Annotated in this window: 15 protein-coding genes, 1 tRNA gene and 3 pseudogenes; 13 read left to right on the top strand and 6 right to left on the bottom strand. The window is 70.2% G+C overall.

Translation table 11 applies throughout. The features are described 5' to 3' along the window. A pseudogene (locus tag ACFQ6X_RS13790) lies at positions 1–1360 on the bottom strand (hypothetical protein); the annotation flags it as partial. A gap of 5 nt (positions 1361–1365) precedes the next feature. Continuing rightward, the gene (locus tag ACFQ6X_RS13785; protein ID WP_383180704.1) at positions 1366–2343 is read right to left on the bottom strand and encodes an SMI1/KNR4 family protein; all 978 of its coding nucleotides are present in this window, start codon (positions 2341–2343) and stop codon (positions 1366–1368) included. Positions 2344–2604: 261 nt separating this feature from the next. On the opposite strand from ACFQ6X_RS13785, the gene ACFQ6X_RS13780 reads away from it, so the two are divergent. Next, positions 2605–3129, top strand: a complete 525-nt coding sequence (locus ACFQ6X_RS13780) for a YwqJ-related putative deaminase (protein WP_383180701.1) — start codon at positions 2605–2607, stop codon at positions 3127–3129. 10 nt (positions 3130–3139) lie between these two features. After that, positions 3140–3658 carry an SUKH-3 domain-containing protein gene (locus ACFQ6X_RS13775; RefSeq protein ID WP_383180698.1) on the top strand — a complete coding sequence of 173 codons (519 nt, stop codon included), beginning with the start codon at positions 3140–3142 and terminating at the stop codon, positions 3656–3658. A gap of 27 nt (positions 3659–3685) precedes the next feature. On the opposite strand, the gene ACFQ6X_RS13770 is transcribed toward ACFQ6X_RS13775, so the two are convergent. After that, complete coding sequence (locus ACFQ6X_RS13770; protein ID WP_383180695.1) at positions 3686–5011, bottom strand: sensor histidine kinase; 1326 nt, start codon at positions 5009–5011, stop codon at positions 3686–3688. A gap of 156 nt (positions 5012–5167) precedes the next feature. On the opposite strand from ACFQ6X_RS13770, the pseudogene ACFQ6X_RS13765 reads away from it, so the two are divergent. The 7 genes and pseudogenes from ACFQ6X_RS13765 to ACFQ6X_RS13735 all read left to right on the top strand — a co-directional run bounded on the left by ACFQ6X_RS13765 (position 5168) and on the right by ACFQ6X_RS13735 (position 10816). After that, positions 5168–6026: pseudogene (locus tag ACFQ6X_RS13765) on the top strand (hypothetical protein). A gap of 23 nt (positions 6027–6049) precedes the next feature. Further along, positions 6050–6120, top strand: a tRNA-Gln gene (locus tag ACFQ6X_RS13760). 109 nt (positions 6121–6229) lie between these two features. Beyond that, positions 6230–7678, top strand: coding sequence for a bifunctional UDP-N-acetylglucosamine diphosphorylase/glucosamine-1-phosphate N-acetyltransferase GlmU (gene glmU, locus ACFQ6X_RS13755; protein WP_383180692.1), 1449 nt, complete (start codon positions 6230–6232; stop codon positions 7676–7678). Positions 7679–7797: 119 nt separating this feature from the next. After that, positions 7798–8778, top strand: coding sequence for a ribose-phosphate diphosphokinase (locus ACFQ6X_RS13750; RefSeq protein WP_329210211.1), 981 nt, complete (start codon positions 7798–7800; stop codon positions 8776–8778). Between the two features lie 201 nt (positions 8779–8979). Beyond that, on the top strand, positions 8980–9570 hold the full coding sequence (locus ACFQ6X_RS13745) for a 50S ribosomal protein L25/general stress protein Ctc (protein WP_383180688.1): 591 nt from the start codon (positions 8980–8982) through the stop codon (positions 9568–9570). A gap of 106 nt (positions 9571–9676) precedes the next feature. After that, positions 9677–10270 carry an aminoacyl-tRNA hydrolase gene (gene pth, locus ACFQ6X_RS13740; RefSeq protein WP_383180685.1) on the top strand — a complete coding sequence of 198 codons (594 nt, stop codon included), beginning with the start codon at positions 9677–9679 and terminating at the stop codon, positions 10268–10270. A gap of 75 nt (positions 10271–10345) precedes the next feature. Continuing rightward, the gene (locus ACFQ6X_RS13735) at positions 10346–10816 is read left to right on the top strand and encodes a hypothetical protein (protein ID WP_329210205.1); all 471 of its coding nucleotides are present in this window, start codon (positions 10346–10348) and stop codon (positions 10814–10816) included. Between the two features lie 27 nt (positions 10817–10843). On the opposite strand, the gene ppc is transcribed toward ACFQ6X_RS13735, so the two are convergent. Then, positions 10844–13573, bottom strand: coding sequence for a phosphoenolpyruvate carboxylase (gene ppc, locus ACFQ6X_RS13730; RefSeq protein WP_383180682.1), 2730 nt, complete (start codon positions 13571–13573; stop codon positions 10844–10846). A gap of 351 nt (positions 13574–13924) precedes the next feature. Here ppc and ACFQ6X_RS13725 point away from each other — a divergent pair, with 351 nt between their 5' ends. The 3 genes and pseudogenes from ACFQ6X_RS13725 to ACFQ6X_RS13715 all read left to right on the top strand — a co-directional run. Next, on the top strand, positions 13925–14911 hold the full coding sequence (locus ACFQ6X_RS13725) for an acyl-CoA desaturase (RefSeq protein ID WP_383180679.1): 987 nt from the start codon (positions 13925–13927) through the stop codon (positions 14909–14911). Next, entirely contained in the window at positions 14908–15594 is a 687-nt protein-coding gene (locus ACFQ6X_RS13720) for a TetR/AcrR family transcriptional regulator (protein WP_329210201.1), read from the top strand. The genes ACFQ6X_RS13725 and ACFQ6X_RS13720 overlap by 4 nt, the downstream gene beginning before the upstream one ends. A 141-nt stretch (positions 15595–15735) precedes the next feature. Next, a pseudogene (locus ACFQ6X_RS13715) lies at positions 15736–15846 on the top strand (Uma2 family endonuclease); the annotation flags it as partial. A 16-nt stretch (positions 15847–15862) separates the two neighbouring features. On the opposite strand, the gene ACFQ6X_RS13710 reads toward ACFQ6X_RS13715, so the two are convergent. Further along, a complete protein-coding gene (locus ACFQ6X_RS13710; protein WP_383180675.1) occupies positions 15863–16660 on the bottom strand; it encodes a trans-aconitate 2-methyltransferase in 798 nt (265 codons plus the stop codon). Between the two features lie 89 nt (positions 16661–16749). Here ACFQ6X_RS13710 and ACFQ6X_RS13705 point away from each other — a divergent pair, with 89 nt between their 5' ends. Then, positions 16750–17247 (top strand): MarR family transcriptional regulator, encoded by a 498-nt coding sequence (locus ACFQ6X_RS13705; protein WP_329210198.1) that lies wholly within the window; start codon positions 16750–16752, stop codon positions 17245–17247. Here ACFQ6X_RS13705 and ACFQ6X_RS13700 read toward each other — a convergent pair. After that, on the bottom strand, positions 17206–17979 hold the full coding sequence (locus ACFQ6X_RS13700; RefSeq protein WP_329215285.1) for a response regulator transcription factor: 774 nt from the start codon (positions 17977–17979) through the stop codon (positions 17206–17208). The two genes, ACFQ6X_RS13705 and ACFQ6X_RS13700, sit on opposite strands and share 42 nt — an antisense overlap. Positions 17980–18044 lie beyond the last annotated feature (65 nt).

Below are 18044 nucleotides of genomic sequence, written 5' to 3'. Positions count from 1 at the left end.
GGCCGCCGATGCTCGAATCGGCGAACATCGTCGCGGCATGATGCACCCCGCCACCCGGAGGCGGCGTCGCACCAGGAGGACCGGGAGGACCAGGAGGCCCGGGAGGAGCAGGCTGCTGCGGGGCACCCGGAGCACCGGGCGGGCCGGGGGGCCGCGGGGCGTTCGGGCCGCCGATGCTCGAATCGGCGAACATCGTCGCGGCATGATGCACCCCGCCACCCGGAGGCGGCGTCGCACCAGGAGGACCGGGAGGACCAGGAGGACCAGGAGGAGCAGGCTGCTGCGGAGCACCCGGAGCACCGGGCGGGCCGAGCTGCGACACGAGCTGCGTCGGTACGTAGCCACCGGTCGGCGCACCGGGCGCACCCGGCCCCGACGGCGGCGGAGTCGCACCGGGCCGCGCACCCGGAACACCAGGTGCACCGGGCGGCGGCGGAGTCGTCGAACCGGTCCCACGCGCACCGCGCGACACCACGGCCTTACTGGTCGCCGCATCCGCGATGTCACCCGCGCTGCTCCCCGGAGCCGGGGTCCGGTTCGGAGCCGCAGGAGTGGCGGCGGCCCCGGCCGAAGGCCCGCCCGGAGCACCGGGCTGCGGGTTCAGTCCGGGAACGATCGAGGTCCTGGGCAGCTGACTGCCCCCCGACATCAACGCCGTGGGCGCCTCCGCCGACACGACCGGCGGCGGCGTCCCGTCATCGTCCGACCCGGAGAGCGGCGGCGAGAACACCGTCGCGGGCAACGGCACCGCACCGTCGTCCGAGTCCGCGTTCGTGTCCGTACCCGCCCACGGCGTAGCGCCCGCGGGCACCCCGTCGGACGAGGTCGGCTCGTAGTCGCGCTGCCCGCCCGCAGCAGGCCACCCGGCCCCACCTGAATCGGCCGGACCGGACGGAGCCGCAGGAGCCGGCGTCGGGACAGGAAGCGGAGCGGGAACCGGATCCGGTGCCGACGGCGCCCCCGGGGCAGCCTCCGCACGCCGGTCCGGAATCCCCAGCTTGTCCGCCGCCTCCTGGAGCCACTCCGGCGGGCTCAACAGGAACGACGTCTGATTCAGATCGATACGCGCCGGCGGCTCCGGAGAAACAGGCGCCGCGTCGGACACCCCGTACTCCTCCTCGTACCGCCGGATGACCTCACCCACGGGCAACCCCGGCCACAGCGTGGCCTCACCGCTGTCACGGGCGATCACCAGCCGCTGACGGCCCCCGTCCGAAACAGGGCCCTCCGCACGGTCCTCGGCCCACACCACGAAACCCAGCTCGAACTCACGGACCCGCACCTCACGGTGCTGATACGCGGGCACGTCACCGTTGACCCACTCGTCCGCCCGCTCCTGTGCCTGCGCGAAGGTCACCACCGCGCTCACCCCTCCACCGGGACGGCCTGCGCGAAGCCACCGTCCACCATCAGATTCGCCACGGTCTCCAGCTCCGGCGGATTACCCGCCAGACGCTGGAGGAAGGCGTCGAAGTCCGCACCGCAGGGAAGCAACAGCCGGTCCACGCGCTCCTGCACGCTCCAGCCGTCCTGGTCCCTGGCATCGTCGTACGCGCAGAACCACACCGATCCCACATCGCTGCCCCGCACCTTCACAGCGACGATGCCGCCCTGGACGAAACCGACGCCCAGATAGTCCTTCGTGAAGTGGTCCCGCAGGCACTTGTTGACGTACACCAGGTCGTTCACGGCCGCCTCTTCACGCACCGTGAAGAACGGCTGGTCGACCAGCAGCCCGAGCTCCGCGTCGAGCGCCGCACCCACCGGAGCCGCACCGCCCGCCGCCTTCAGGAACGAGCGGTACGCACCCGGAAGCCGGTACCCGAGATCCTCCTCGACACCCAGGACCTGCTGCTCGCTCACCGCGACCGCGCCCTTCGGCAACCGGAAGTGAGCCGGCCGGGTCTCCTGCAACGGCCGCGTACCCCGCCGGTTCTGGTCCACCTGGGTCGTCGCCAGACCGCCGTGATGACGCAGCAGCGCCTTCACCTCGACCGGAACGAGCTCCATCCGCCGGCCACCCGCCACGTGATGCCACGTCCAGCCGTGCGGGGTCGCCACGGCCGGGATCGTGTCCCACAGCTCATGACCGCTCGCCGCCATGGCCGCGTTCGCCGACACGTAGTCCGTGAGCCGCAACTCGTCGATACCGAACCCCGGCGGGGGATCAGCGATCTCCGCGGCGGCACGCGCGTACGGCGAAAGCTCCGGACGGCCGTTCTCGTCCACGCGCACACCTCTGGGGTGGCGGGACGCCCGGACCGGATCCGGGAAGTGCACGACCTGCCCGGCATAGGCCGCGTTCGGTGGCGCGGCTTGCTGCCCGAGCCGACCTGTCGTCATGGCGGTTGCCCCCTGCTGCGTCTGGTGTTCAGCACAGCCTATGCGGTGGCGCAACAAGGGGACCCGCCCCTCCGATTCACTCACCGAACGTCACCGTCGGGTGACGGACGTGCGACGGTCGGGCCACCGAGCCGCGACACGCAGACACGTTTCACCGCCCCAGCTTCCCCAGCGCCCCGCACATTTGGCAGGCTGTCCCCCGCAACGCGGGGGCGTGCACGGCTGCAGCTGCCGCTGCGGGCACGGGAGGGACACCAGCACATGCACACTGCACAGACAGTCACATCAGGAGATCCGAGACTCAGCTGGAGCGCCACCGGAGCCAGCACCGCACCCCATCTCCAGCACCGCCGCGACGGCATCCTGCCGGCCGTGGCCGCAGCCCTGTCCGTACGCGGAGAGACACTCACCTGCACGGCCGGCAAAGGGGACCAGCCGCCCGTGCTCCACCCACTCGTGCAGGACTTCCTCGACACCCTCACCAGCGGCCAGCGCGAGCGCTTCACCGGACGCTGCCCCGAAGCGATACTGCTCTCCCGGCAACTCACCGCCGCCGACACCGGCCGCTCCAAGCGCGCCCAGCGCAAACCCCTGACCAACGGCGAAGCCCGCCGCGTACTCAAACACGCCCGCCTCACCGCCCGCCGCATCCGCGAGGACGGCGACCCGCTGCACGGCAGCTACGCACCGCCCTGCCGCTCCTGTACGGAGATGCTCGCCCACTTCGGCGTACGCCCCGTCGACCTCACCGCCTCCGGTGCAGCGACCACCGCCGAGAAGGGCTGACCGCAAGAAGATGCACGACCGAACCGAAGTCCCCGCCCAACAGGACCGCAGCGCCACCACCCGCTTCCCCGTCGCCGTCGACGCCGCACTGCGCGAGGCCGGGTGGCAGCCCGGACGCTGGGACATCCGGCAGGCCGAGGAATGGGCCGACGCCCTGCGCTCCCACGCCTCGCCCGCCGGACACCAGCACGCCGTCTTCCCGGCCGCGGTCGAGGCATGGGCCGAATTCGGCGGACTGCGCATCACCGCCTCCGCACCCGGCCGGCAGATCGCACCCGCCGCCGTACGCATCGACCCCCTGAGCGGACTGCACCTGGCACGGACACTCAGCGACCTGGGACGCGCACTGGGCACGGAGGTCGCCCCGCTCGGCGAGGAGGGCGACGGACAGGCGGTACTCGCGATCGACAACGAGGGACGCGTCTACTCCATCGACCACACCGGGGACTGGTACCTCGGCCCCGACATCGACGGAGCCCTCGCGACACTCGTCAGCGGAGTACAGCCGGAGCGGCTCACCTCGGGCTGAACAGCCCGGCCCGCCCCGGCACCGCCCTCACGCCGCGGACGGTCCGGACGTGTCCGGCAGAACCGCGGAGACCCGGAAGCCGCCCGCGTCCGTCGGACCCGAGACGAAGACACCGCCCAGGCCCAGCACCCGCTCCCGCATCCCGATCAGACCGTTGCCACCGCTCGGCAGACCCGCATCCGCCGTCGCACCGTCCGTCGGACCGTTCTCCACCTGCATCGCGACCTCCGCACCACGATGCGCCAGCCGCACCCACGTCTTCGCACCCGCCGCGTGCTTGTGCACGTTCGTCAGAGCCTCCTGCACCACCCGGTACGCCGTCTGCTCGACCTCGGGGGCGTACGGGCGCAGCTCACCGTCCACCGACAGCTCCACCGTCATACCGGCCTCACGGGACTGCGCGATGAGCACCTCCACCTCCCGCAGCCGCGGCCCGTCCTCCACGGCCGCAGCGGCGGCCGCGGCCGCAGCCCGCCCCACCGACGCGAGCGGCACCCGCCCCACCGGAGGGGCGATCAGCGCGTCCCCGGTGCGCAGGACCCCGAGCATCTCCCGGAGCTCCGTCAGCGCCTGCCGCCCCATGTCGCCCACCAGCGCCGCGTTGCGCACGGCCTTCGCCGGATCCTTCGGAGCGACCGCCTGGAGCGCCGCCGCGTGCACCACCATCAGACTGACCCGGTGCGCGACCACGTCGTGCATCTCACGGGCGATCCTGGTCCGCTCCTCGGTACGCGCCCACTCGGCCCGCTCCTCCGCCCGGTCCGCCAGGAGCGACAGCTCCCGCTCCAGCGAGTCGGCCCGCTCCCGCAGACTCTCCATGAGCCGCCGCCTGGCCCCGATGTAGAGGCCGAACAGCACAGCAGGCGCCGTCATCCCCAGCGACATGAAGAGCGACAGCAACGGCACGTACCAGACGCCCGGCCCGAAGTCGGCGTGGTCGCTGACGCTCTGCCGCAGCCGTACATAGGTGACGATGAACGTGCCGACGAGAGTCATCCCCGTGAGGACGACGGTGATCCTGCGCGGTACGTCGGAGGCGGCCAGCGTGTACAGGCCGACCAGCCCCATCAAGAAGCCCATCTCGGCGGGCGTCGTCGCGATCGACACCAGCACCACGGCGATCGGCCAGCGCCGACGCACCACCAGCACGGACCCGGCCAGCAGCCCGAACAGCACCCCGATCGGCACCGGCATCCCGGTGTCCCCGGCGAACGCCACCCCCTCCAGCGCACACTCCAGCGCCGAAACCAGCGCCAGTCCCACGTCCAGGGCGACACTGCGCCGCCGTTCCCACCACCAGTAGCTGCGGGTGGTCGAGCCCGCCGCTCCCAGGTCTGCCCCCGTTGCGGTCATGGCATCCAGACTACGGGCGGACGCATCCCATTTTCGGGCGACTCCGTCAGCACACGAAGTCACCGGCCGGGCGGCGAATGGTGCGCAGATCCCACGATCCGGTAAACCGCTGATCGTTCCGGGCCGAACGTCCGCATTCCGGACGATCGTTTTCGTATGACACATGCCGGTGGCAAGTACGAGAATTTCGAAGAGCTCCGGGAGCAGGCGGTGGCGCTCCGGCGCGAGGGGCTGAGCCGCCGCCAGATCCGCGACCGCCTGCTCGTCGACAACAACGACATCCTGAACCGCCTCCTGGAGGGCGAGCCGGCCCCCGAGTGGACGAAGCGCCCCAACGCCAAGGACGACCTGCGGGCGAAGGCCCGGGAGCTGCGGCTGCAGGGCATGACGTACGACGCGATCCAGGTGGAGCTGGGGTGCTCGAAGGGTTCGATCTCGCTGTGGGTACGGGACCTGCCCAAGCCGCCTCCGCGGACCCGCGAGGACGCTTCGGCCATTGCCCGTCGGGGCTGGGAAGCCACACTTCGGCGACGCGAGGTGGAGCGCCGCCGGACGAGGGAAGCGGCCCGCCAGGAAACGGCGACCCTCAGCGAGCGGGAGCTGTTCCTCGTGGGGGTCGGGCTCTTACTGGGCCGAAGGCACCAAGTCCAAGCCCCACCGGCGCCAGGAACGCGTCTCCTTCATCAACAGCGACCCGGACATGATCAGCGTCTACCTCGCCTGGCTGCGTCTGCTCGGTTTCACCCCGGAGCAGCTCAGGTTCCACGTCCACATCCACGAGACCGCCGACATCCCCGTAGCGGAACGCTTCTGGGCCGAGCACGTGGGCGCCGACGCAGCGCGGTTCGGAAAGACCTCGGTGAAGAAACATCAGCCCAGAACCAACCGGAAGAACGTCGGCGAAAACTACCGGGGTTGTCTCGTGATCCACGTACTCCAGAGCGCCGAGCTGTACCGTCGCATCGAGGGCTGGTGGTACGGCATAGTAGGGGCTGCGCTTTTGCCCGAGAAGTAAATTCGGACATAAGGCGTGTTCTATCCCGGGTCGTCTAATGGCAGGACAAATGGTTTTGGTCCATTGAATGAGGGTTCGATTCCTTCCCCGGGAGCCCACGAGCGCGGGCCCCGACCTCAACGGTCGGGGCCCGCGCTCGTTTCGCGCGGAAACACCCCCGGTATCCTGCGGGTGTCCACCACCCGAAGCCGAAGGGCACATCCGTGAGCGCCAACAGCCCGGCAGCCGTCGTCGTCCTCGCAGCGGGTGAGGGCACCCGCATGAAGTCGAAGACACCCAAGGTCCTGCACGAGATCTCCGGGCGCTCGCTCGTCGGACATGTCGTCGCCGCCTCCCGTGAGCTCGACCCCCAGCACCTCGTCGTGGTCGTCGGCCACGCGAGTGAGCAGGTCACCGCACATCTCACCGCCGGGGACACCCCCGTGCGCACCGCCTACCAGGCCGAGCAGAACGGCACGGGGCACGCCGTGCGGATGGCGCTCGAGGAGCTCGGCGGCACCGTCGACGGCACCGTGATCGTCGTCTGCGGCGACACCCCGCTGCTGTCCGGCGAGACGCTCTCCGCGCTCGCCGGGACGCATGCCGCCGACTCCAACGCCGTCACCGTGCTGACCGCCGAGGTCCCGGACTCCACCGGCTACGGCCGGATCGTCCGCGACGCGGCCACCGGCGCGGTCATCGAGATCGTCGAGCACAAGGACGCCACCGAGGACCAGCGGGCGATCCGGGAGATCAACTCCGGCGTCTTCGCGTTCGACGGGCGGCTGCTCAGCGACGCGCTCGGCAAGGTCCGCACGGACAACAGCCAGGGCGAGGAGTACCTCACCGACGTCCTGTCGATCCTCCGCGCGGCCGGCCACCGGGTGGGCGCCTCGGTCACGGGTGACCACCGGGAGATCCTCGGCATCAACAACCGCCTCCAGCTGGCCGAGGCCCGGCGGCTGCTCAACGAGCGGCTCCTGGAGCGCGCCATGCTGGCGGGCGTGACGGTCGTGGAGCCGGCCTCGACCCTGATCGACGCGACGGTCACGTACGAGCGTGACGCGATCGTCCACCCGGGAACCCAGCTGCTGGGTACGACCCACCTCGCGGAGGACGCCGAGGTCGGCCCGAACTCCCGGCTGACGGACACCGTCGTGCACGCGGGCGCCCGCGTGGACAACTCGGTCGCGATCGGGGCCGAGGTGGGCCCCGGGGCGACGGTCGGCCCGTTCGCGTATCTGCGGCCGGGTACCAGGATGGGTACGAGGTCCAAGGCCGGTGCGTACGTGGAGATGAAGAACACCACGATCGGCGAGGGCACCAAGGTGCCGCACCTGAGCTACGTCGGTGACGCGACGATCGGCGACTACACCAACATCGGTGCGGCGAGCGTCTTCGTGAACTACGACGGTGTGGCCAAGCACCACACGACGATCGGGTCGCACTGCCGGACCGGGTCCGACAATATGTTTGTGGCGCCTGTCACGGTCGGGGACGGCGTCTACACCGCGGCCGGTTCGGTCATCACCAAGGACGTGCCGGCCGGTTCGCTGGCCGTCGCACGGGGCCAGCAGCGGAATATCGAGGGCTGGGTGGCCCGGAAGCGTCCCGGCAGTGCCGCGGCGCAGGCCGCCCAGGCCGCCGCCCAGGAGGCCGACAGCGAAAGCTGACCGGAAACAGGTACGCCTGACTCGGCGTACCGTGATAGATGCTCACCCATTTCGGCTGGCTCGTTGCACATCGGGACACATGCGTGCAGCGCCAGAAACACGTCTGAGGAGACTGTGCTGTGACCGGGATCAAGACGACCGGCGAGAAGAAACTGATGTTCTTCTCCGGCCGCGCCCACCCCGAGCTGGCCGAGGAGGTTGCGCACCAGTTGGGTGTCGGCCTCGTGCCGACGAAGGCCTTCGATTTCGCCAACGGTGAGATCTACGTACGTTTCCAGGAGTCCGCCCGCGGCGCCGACTGCTTCCTGATCCAGAGCCACACGGCTCCGATCAACAAGTGGATCATGGAGCAGCTGATCATGCTGGACGCGCTGAAGCGCGCGTCGGCCCGTTCGATCACGGTGATCGTGCCGTTCTACGGCTACGCCCGCCAGGACAAGAAGCACCGTGGCCGTGAGCCGATCTCGGCCCGCCTGGTCGCGGACCTGATGAAGACGGCGGGTGCGGACCGCATTCTCACCGTCGATCTGCACACGGACCAGATCCAGGGCTTCTTCGACGGTCCGGTCGACCACCTGTTCGCGCTGCCGATCCTCGCGGACTACGTGGGTGCCAAGGTCGACCGCTCGAAGCTGACGATCGTCTCCCCGGACGCCGGCCGTGTGCGTGTCGCCGACCGCTGGTGCGACCGTCTGGACGCTCCGCTGGCGATCGTGCACAAGCGCCGTGACAAGGACGTCCCGAACCAGGTCAGCGTCCACGAGGTCGTGGGCAACGTCGAGGGCCGGGTCTGTGTCCTGGTCGACGACATGATCGACACGGGTGGCACCATCTGTGCGGCCGCGGACGCCCTGTTCGCGCACGGTGCGGAGGACGTCATAGTGACGGCGACGCACGGTGTCCTCTCGGGACCTGCCGCTGACCGTCTGAAGAACTCGAAGGTCAGCGAGTTCGTCTTCACGGACTCCCTGCCCACCCCGGGTGAGCTGGAGATCGACAAGATCACGGTTCTCTCGATCGCTCCGACCATCGCGCGTGCGGTGCGCGAGGTGTTCGAGGACGGTTCGGTCACGAGCCTCTTCGAGGAGCAGGGCGACTGACGTCTTCGGACCACCTGCGGGTGATCCACTTTGGGATGCGGCCTCCCCGCCGGGTAGACTCACGGAGTTGCTCGGCGAGGGAGGCCGTTCTCATGAGTTCTCATGGGAGCCGCCGGTCCGTTATCGACGCGCTCTTCGTAGCAGGCCTGTCGTGGGCCGGGTGACCATCCGACTTTTTCGTCACCTTACGAGGAGTGCATCATGGCCGAGATCAAGCTCGCCGCCGAGGCCCGTACCGAGTTCGGCAAGGGCGCTGCCCGCCGTACCCGTCGTGCCAACCTGGTCCCCGCGGTCGTCTACGGCCACGGTGCGGACCCCGTCCACATCACGCTGCCGGGCCACGAGCTGCAGCTCGCGCTCCGTACCGCGAACGTCCTGATCGGTCTCGAGATCGAGGGCAAGGACGCCCTGGTCATCCCGAAGGCTGTCCAGCGCAACGCCATCAAGGGCAACATCGAGCACGTCGACCTCCTCACCGTGAAGCGCGGCGAGAAGGTCGAGGTCGAGATCGCGGTGCACGTCGAGGGCGAGCTGGCCCCGGGCGGCAACCTTCTCGAGTACGTGCAGAACACCCTGCTCGTCGAGGCCGAGGCCACGCACATCCCCGAGTCGGTCACGGTCTCCATCGCGGGCCTCGACGCCGGTGACTCGATCCTCGCCAAGGACATCCCGCTGCCCAAGGGTTCCGTGCTGGCCGGTGACGAGGACGCCGTCGTGCTCCAGATCGTCGCCGCGCAGGCCGAGGAGCCGGCTGCGGAGACCGCCGCCACCGAGGCGACCACCGAGGCCTGAGCCTCACCGCACCTGCTTGACTGACGGGGTGGCGGTTCCCTTCCGGGGGATCCGCCGCCCCGTTTCCCTGTATCCCACTCGTCCGTACACGAGGAGACCCAGCGCGATGTCCGACGCCACCGACCCCTGGCTGATCGTGGGCCTCGGCAACCCCGGCCCCGAGTACGCGGCGAACCGGCACAATGTCGGGTTCATGGTCGCCGACCTGCTGGCCGAGCGCGTCGGCGGGAAGTTCAAGCGTGCGCAGAAGGCCCAGGCGCAGGTCCTGGAGGGCCGGATCGGCCCGCCCGGTCCTGCGAGCCGTCGTGTGGTCCTGGCGAAGCCGATGTCGTACATGAACCTCTCGGGCGGTCCTGTGACGGCGCTGCGCGACTTCTACAAGGTGCCCACGGATCACGTGGTGGCGGTCCATGACGAGCTGGACATCGATTTCGGGATGCTGCGGCTGAAGCTGGGTGGCGGTGACAACGGGCACAACGGGCTGAAGTCGATGACGAAGTCGATGGGTGCGGAGTACCACCGGGTGCGGTTCGGGATCGGGCGGCCGCCGGGGCGGATGCAGGTGGCCGACTTCGTGCTGAAGGATTTCTCGTCCACGGAGCGCAAGGAGCTGGGCTATCTCGTGGACCGGGCGGCGGACTCGGTGGAGTCGTTGCTGGCGGACGGGCTCGAGCGGGCGCAGTCCACGTACAACTCCTGACATTCCCCCTGGTTCCAGGGGCATTTTCGGCCACAGGTTGACCGAGGGCATCGCTCTGCCCAAAGATCGGCCCCCATGAAGCGGAGTTCCTCCCACCGGCTGCTGGCCCACGGCCGCATGTTCGCCGCGGGCTGCCTTGTCCTGCTGGTGCTCGTCGCGGGCGCGTGGACGTCGTGGAACACCGCGCACCACATCGTCCTGGCCAAGGGCCGTGAACACGGCACGATGTCGGTCACGGGCTGTGGCGAGGACGTGTGTACGGGGTCGTTCGCACCGGACGCGGAGTCCGGGAAGCGTCCTGGCGTGACGATCGAGAGGTCCGTCGCGGTGAAGAAGGGGGACCGTTTCCCCGTCGTGGTGAAGCCCGGGACCGGTGACGTCGTACGCACCGGAACGCCGGGCTTCCTGCATGCGTGGGTGCCGCTGGGCGGTGCGCTGGTGCTGGCCGCCCTGGTGATCGGCGGCGGGATGCGGCTGACCCGGACCGCGTGGGGCACCGGGATCGCGGGTGCGGCCCTGCTGGTGGCGACGTTCATCGCCCTCTAGGCAGGGCCGCACCCGCTCACCGGGGACTCAGCCGGTGTTGCGCAGGCCCGCGGCGACACCGTTGACGGTGAGCAGGAGGGCCCGGGCGAGCAGCGGGTCGGCTTCCTCGCCGCGTTCGGCCGCCTGTCGCTGGCGGGCGAGCAGGGAGACCTGGAGGTAGGAGATCGGGTCCAGGTAGGCGTCGCGGATGGCGAAGGTCTGCTGGAGCGCCGGGCTGGTGCCGAGGAGTTCCTTGCCGCCGGTGACCTTGAGGACTTCCCGCACGGTGAGGTCGTGCTCGGCCTCGATGTCGTCGAAGACGTGCTTGAGCTCGTCGGGGACGAGGGTGTCGACGTAGTGCCGGGCGATGCGCAGGTCGGTCTTGGCCAGGGTCATCTCGACGTTGGAGATGAAGTTCTGGAAGAAGTGCCACTGCTCGTGCATTTCTTCGAGGACGGTGCCGAGGCCGGCTTCGCGCAGGGCCTTGAGGCCGGAGCCGACGCCGAACCAGCCGGGCACGATCTGCCGTGACTGGGTCCAGCCGAAGACCCACGGGATGGCGCGCAGGCCGTCGAGCGAGACGCCCGAGCCGGGGCGGCGGGAGGGCCGCGAGCCGAGGTGCAGGTCGGCGAGCTGGTCCACCGGGGTGGAGGCGAGGAAGTACGTCGGCAGGTCGGGGTCCTCGACCAGCTTGCGGTAGGCCGCGTGGGCGGCGTCGGAGACGGTGTCCATGGCCGCGTCCCAGCGGGCCAGTGCCTCGTCGGACTGGCGGGGCGCGGTGTGCAGCGCGGAGGCCTGGAGGGTGGCCGCGACGGTGAGTTCCAGGTTCTCCCGGGCGAGTGCCGGGATGAGGTACTTGTCGGAGATGACCTCGCCCTGTTCGGTGACCTTGATCTCGCCCTCGAGGGTGCCCCAGGGCTGCGCGAGGATCGCGTCGTGCGAGGGGCCGCCGCCGCGGCCGACGGTGCCGCCGCGGCCGTGGAAGAGGCGCAGGCGCACGCCGTAGCGGTGGGCGACGTCGCGGAGGCGGCGCTGGGCGCGGTGGATCTCCCACTGGGAGGTGGTGATGCCGCCGAACTTGGAGGAGTCGGAGTAGCCGAGCATGACCTCCTGCACGTCGCCGCGGAGGGAGACGAGGAGGCGGTAGGAGGGGTCGGCGAGCATCTCGTCGAGGATGACGTCGGCGGCGCGCAGCTCGTCGGTGGTCTCCAGGAGCGGGACGATGCCGATCTTGGCCCAGCCGCCGTGCAGGTCGAGGAGTCCGGCCTCGCGGGCGAGGACGGCGGCGGCGAAGACGTCGTCGGCGCCCTGGCACATCGAGATGACGTAGGACTCGATGACTTCGGGGCCGAAGCGCTCGAAGGCTTCCTTGATGGTGTGGAAGACGCCGAGGGTCTTCTCGCCGGCGGCGTCGAGCGGGGCCGGGGTCGGGGCGAGCGGGCGGCGGGAGCGGAGTTCCTTGGCGAGGAGCTTCTGCCGGTAGTCGCGGGGCATGTCGGCGTAGCGCCAGGACTCCTCGCCGAGCCGGTCGAAGAGCTGGCCGAGCACGTGGTGGTGGGCGTCGGCGTGTTCGCGTACGTCCATGGTGGCGAGCTGCAGGCCGAAGGCGGAGAGCGTGCGGATGGTGCGGTCCATCCGGCCGTCGGCGACGATGCCGCCCTTGTGCTGGCGCAGTGAGGTCTGGATGAGGGCCAGGTCGGCGATGAGCTCGGCGGTACCGAGGTAGTCGCAGCCGGGGCGGTGCGGGGTGCCGGAGGCGAGGCGCTCGCGGGTGTTGACGAGCTTCTGCCGGATGCAGGTGGCCTTGAGCCGGTAGGGCTCCTCGGCGTTGAGCCGCTTGTAGCGGGGGCTGATCTCGGGCAGGCGCTCCAGGTCGGTCTGGAGGGAGGTGAGGAGCTCGTCGGTGGCTCCGGTGTAGCGGATGGAGTTGGAGAGGAGTCCGCGCAGCTGGTCGACGAGTTCGAGGGCGTCGGTGATGCCGTGCTCGTGCTGGAGGATCAGCACCTCCCAGGTGACGGCGGGCGTCACGTTGGGGTTGCCGTCGCGGTCGCCGCCGATCCAGGTGCCGAAGGTGAGGGGGCGGGTGCCGGCGGGCAGTTCGACGCCGACGCGCTCCAGCTCGGCGGCCAGGTCCTCCAGGACGTCGCCCACGGCGTTGGCGTGGAGCTCGTCGAGGTAGTAGATGGCGTTGCGGGCCTCGTCGGCGGGTTCCGGGCGGACGACGCGCAGTTCGTCGGTCTGCCAGATGAGGTCGATGTTCTCGGCGAGCCGGATGTCCTGGCGGCGTCGGTCGGCCTCGATGACCGGGGTCTCCAGGAGTGCGGCGATGCGGCGGAGCTTGTTCAGTACGGAGCGGCGTGCGGCTTCCGTGGGGTGCGCGGTGAAGACCGGCCGTACGTTGAGGTTCTTGACGGTCTCGCGCAGGTGTTCGGGGTCCGCGTCCTTGAGCCGGTCGGCGGTGCGGGCGAGGAGCCCGCCCTCGGCGGCCCGGCGGTCGCGCATCTCGTGGGCGCGGTGGACCTGCTCGGTGACGTTGGCGAGGTGGAAGTACGTGGAGAAGGCGCGCACGAGCTGCGCGGCGGTCTCCAGGTCCGTGTCGCCGAGGAGCTGGGCCGCCGCTTCGCCGTCGGTGCGGGTCAGGGCGCGGACGCGTTCGACGAGGTCGAGGAGGTCCTGGCCCTCCTGTCGTACGAGGGTCTCGCCCAGCAGGTCACCGAGGCGGCGGATGTCGGCCCGCAGTTCGGGGCTGGCGGCAGGGGTCTGGTCGGCACTGCTCACAGTGTGCGGCTCCTTGCAGTGGTTGAGCACTTCTGTCACAGGGGGTCCGGGGCTGTCGCGGTGTTCACGTCACCCCCGGGAAAGCAGAGTGCGGACCGCGCTGTCCGACCCACCCAGGATAGGTGTCCGGGGGATCGGCGTGCTCGTTGCCCTGGGAGGCGATCCGGATCCGGGGTATGCGAAGGGTGTGGATCCCGTCCCTCCGGGGTTGTCCGCCGGGCAGCTCCGAGGGACGGGGCGGTGCCGCTCTCGTGTTGCGGGCCTCTTCACTGCCATACTTACGTTGCCGTAGGTTACGGATGCGTAGCCCGCTCATTCCGCCATATTTACTCACCTCACAGGGGACTCCCCATGCCCACCAGCCCCGATGTGATCAACGACGGCCTGCCGCCGGCGTCCGGAGGTTCCGCGCTCCCGCCCGCGACGCTCGGCGGTGACAAGAAGCGTTCGGTCGAGCAGATCGCCCTGCTGCTGTTCATCGTGGTGCCGTTCGCGGCTCTGATCGCTGCCGTGCCGCTGGCCTGGGGCCGCGGGGTCAGCTGGCTCGACCTCGGTCTGCTGATCGGGATGTACTACCTCGGCTGCCACGGCGTCACGATCGGCTTCCACCGCTATTTCACCCATGGATCGTTCAAGGCGAAGCGTCCGCTCCGTATCGCCCTGGCCGTCGCGGGTTCGATGGCGGTGGAGGGTCCGGTGGTGCGCTGGGTGGCGGACCACCGCAAGCACCACCGCTTCTCCGACGCCGAGGGCGACCCGCACTCGCCGTGGCGGTTCGGTGAGACCCTTCCGGCTCTCATGAAGGGCCTGTGGTGGGCCCATATCGGCTGGATGTTCAACGAGGAGCAGACGCCGCAGCAGAAGTACGCCCCCGACCTGGTCAGGGACCCTGCGATTCGCGCCGTCTCGCGTCACTTCCTCACCTTCACGATCATCTCGCTGGCGATCCCGCCGCTGGTCGGCGGTCTGGTCACGATGTCGTGGTGGGGTGCGTTCACCGGGTTCTTCTGGGGTTCGCTGGTCCGTGTCGCGCTGCTGCACCATGTGACCTGGTCGATCAACTCGATCTGTCACGCGGTGGGCAAGCGGCCCTTCAAGTCCCGTGACAGGTCCGGGAACGTGTGGTGGCTGGCGGTGCTGTCGTGCGGTGAGTCGTGGCACAACCTGCACCACGCGGACCCGACGAGCGCACGGCACGGGGTGATGAGGGGCCAGATCGATTCGAGCGCACGGCTGATCCGCTGGTTCGAGAAGCTGGGCTGGGCGTACGACGTGCGGTGGCCCGATGCTTCACGTATCGACGCCCGGCGCAAGACCGCGGCCGCCGACCCGGCATGATTGACGACGTGGCGACCGACGGAAGCACCAGCGGCGAGAAGAGCAGGCCTGCCCCCACCCGCCGGACCCGGCGGGTCCGGATGACCGGCAAGGAGCGCCGCGAACAGCTTCTGGACATCGGGCGCACCCTTTTCGCCGACAAGGGCTTCGAGGGCACCTCCGTCGAGGAGATCGCGGCCCGCGCCGGGGTCTCCAAGCCGGTGGTCTACGAGCACTTCGGCGGCAAGGAGGGCCTGTACGCCGTCGTGGTGGACCGCGAGATGCGCCAGCTGCTGGATCTGGTCACCGGCGCTCTCACGGCGGGTCACCCGCGTGAGCTGCTGGAGCAGGCGGCGTTCGCGCTGCTCGACTACATCGAGACGTATACGGACGGTTTCCGGATCCTCGTCCGCGACTCCCCGGTCGCGCAGTCCACGGGCACGTTCGCGTCGCTGATCAGTGATATCGCCACGCAGGTCGAGGACATCCTGGGCCTGGAGTTCAAGGCCCGGGGCTTCGACCCGAAGCTGGCCCCGCTGTACGCGCAGGCGCTGGTGGGCATGGTGGCGCTGACCGGCCAGTGGTGGCTGGACGTCCGCAAGCCGAAGAAGGCGGAGGTCGCGGCCCACCTGGTGAATCTGGCCTGGCACGGGCTGGAGAACCTGGAGTCGAAGCCGCGGCTGATCGGCCACCGCAAGAGCTGATCGGCCCGCCGTCGAGTGGTCACCCGTTGTGATGACGCCTGCGGATTCCCGGCCGTAGCGTGGCCGGCAGGGCACAGGATCCCGTCCACGGGAGGAACCACGACCGCCGAGCCGACCACCGCGCACAGTTCCGACCAGCACCCGGTGACGAAGGCGTACGCGCTGACCGGAATCCATCACGACCGGCTGAAGACGGGTGTGCCGTTCTCCGGCGACATCGACATCTCGGCGGAGGCCCTGGCCGCACCGTGACGGCCGGCCGGGGCGCTCAACCGGCGGTACGGGCGACGGCGAAGATCCGGCGGAACGGGAAGACCGTGCCGTGCGGGCCTGCCGGGTAGGCGGTGCGCAGCAGGTCGCGGTATTCGGCGACGAAGGCGTCCCGGGCCTCGGGTTCGTCGGCCAGGGCGGTCAGGACGGGGCGCAGGCCGGTGCCTTTCACCCAGTCGAGGACCGGGTCCTCGCCTTCCAGGAGGTGCAGGTACGTGGTCTCCCAGACGTCCGCCGTGCGACCGGTTGCGGTCAGGCGTTCCAGGTAGTCGGCCGGTTCGAGCACCGCGTCGCCGTGGCGGAGCAGCCCGTCGAGGCGGGTGCGCCAGCGCGGGGAGCCGGCGAGTTCGCGCATGAGGACGTGGCTGGGTGCGTCGAAGTTGCCGGGGACCTGGAAGGCGAGGGTGCCGCCGGGGGTGAGGGCGTCCAGCCAGTGGGGGAAGCGGCCGGCGTGGCCCGGGACCCACTGGAGGAGGGCGTTGGAGACGATCAGGTCGTACGTCTCGTCGGGTGTCCAGGTCGCGGCGTCGGCCTCGGCGAAGTCCAGCCGGGGTCCCGCGTGGGCCTGGGCGCGCTCCAGCATCTCGGGGGAGCTGTCGTAGCCGGTGACACGGGCCTGCGGCCAGCGCCGGGCCAGCAGGGCGGTGACGTTGCCGGCGCCGCAGCCCAGGTCGGCGACCCGGGGGGCGTCGTCGTGGGGCAGGGGCCCGATGCGGGCCAGGAGGTCGTGGAAGGGGCGGGTGCGGTGGTCCGCGTGGCGCAGGTACTGCTGCGGGTCCCAGGTGGGTGCGTTCATGGGGGTCAGGATCACCCCCGAATTATCTTGATGTCAAGACACTTGAATTCAAGAGACTTCATGTCGAGGGACCATCTACACTGATCGACATGGAGGACGAGGTCGACCGACTGGTCGCTGCATGGCGCCGAGAGCGCCCCGACCTCGACGTGGAACCACTCGAGGTGCTGAGCCGCGTCTCCCGCCTGGCCCGTCACCTCGACCGGGCACGCAGGATCGCCTTCGCGGAGCACCACCTGGAGCCCTGGGAGTTCGACGTCCTGACGTCGCTGCGCCGCGCGGGCGCCCCCTACCAACTCTCCCCCGGCCAGCTCCTCACCCAGACCCTGGTCACCTCCGGCACGATGACCAACCGTATCGACCGGCTGACCAAGAAGAACCTCGTCGAGCGGCTGCCCGATCCCAGCGACCGGCGCGGCGTCCTTGTGCGGCTGACCGCGGAGGGCCGCGACAAGGCCGACCAGTCACTGGCCGGCCTGCTCGACCAGGAGCGGGCCATCCTGGCCGAACTGTCCCGCGGGCAGCGGGGTGAACTGGCGAACCTGCTACGCCAGTTGACCGCCCCGTTCGACAACGTCCCCGGATAGCGCGGCCGGACCCACCCCGGCCCGCCTGGCCAGGGCCACGGCAGCCAGCGTCGAGTGCACGCCCAGCTTCCCCAGCACGTTCTGCATGTGCGTACGCACCGTGTGCGGGGAGAGGAAGAGCCGCTCCGCGACCGCCTTACGGCCCAGACCCGCCACCATGCACCGCAGCACCTCGCGCTCGCGCGGCGTCAGCGACTCCACGAGCTGCTCGCTCTCGGTGCGGTGCTTGCGCGCCGTGGTCAACTCCCGCAGGACGCCTGTGAGCAGCGCGGCGGGCAGATGCGTCTCGTCCCGCAGCACACCCCGTATGACCGTCAGCAACCGCTGCAACGAGCAGTCCTTGGCGACCCAGCCCGACGCGCCGGCCTGGAGCGCGAGCGCCGCCCTGCGCGGGTCGTCCTTCTCGGCGAGCACCACCGTACGGACGGACGGCTGGCCCGAACGCACCCCGGCCACCAGCGAGATGCCGTCCACCAGAGCGGTCCCGTTCGGCCCGCTGTCCGGTACGGGCACGGCCCGGGCCCCGCCCGTGGCCAGGATGCCCAGCTCGGCGTCGATCAGCATCACGTCGTAGCGGCGGCCTTCGGCGGCCGCGCGCTCCAGGCATCGCAGCGCGGCGGGGCCACTGCCCGCGGCCGACACGTCGACGTCCGGTTCGGCGGCGAGAGCCGCCGCGAGGGACTCGGCAAAGATGCGGTGGTCGTCGACCACAAGAACTCGGATACGAGCCACGGACACCCCCATGCTGCGTCAGCTCCTTGGGGCGCCCCGGTACGGCCTCCCCGACGGGGACGGAC

The sequence above is a fragment of the Streptomyces sp. NPDC056452 genome (genome assembly GCF_042796085.1).
In the GTDB taxonomy this organism is placed as follows: Bacteria; Actinomycetota; Actinomycetes; order Streptomycetales; family Streptomycetaceae; genus Streptomyces.
Note: the sequence above shows the minus strand (reverse complement) of the source record. Positions and strands in the feature narration are given on the sequence as shown.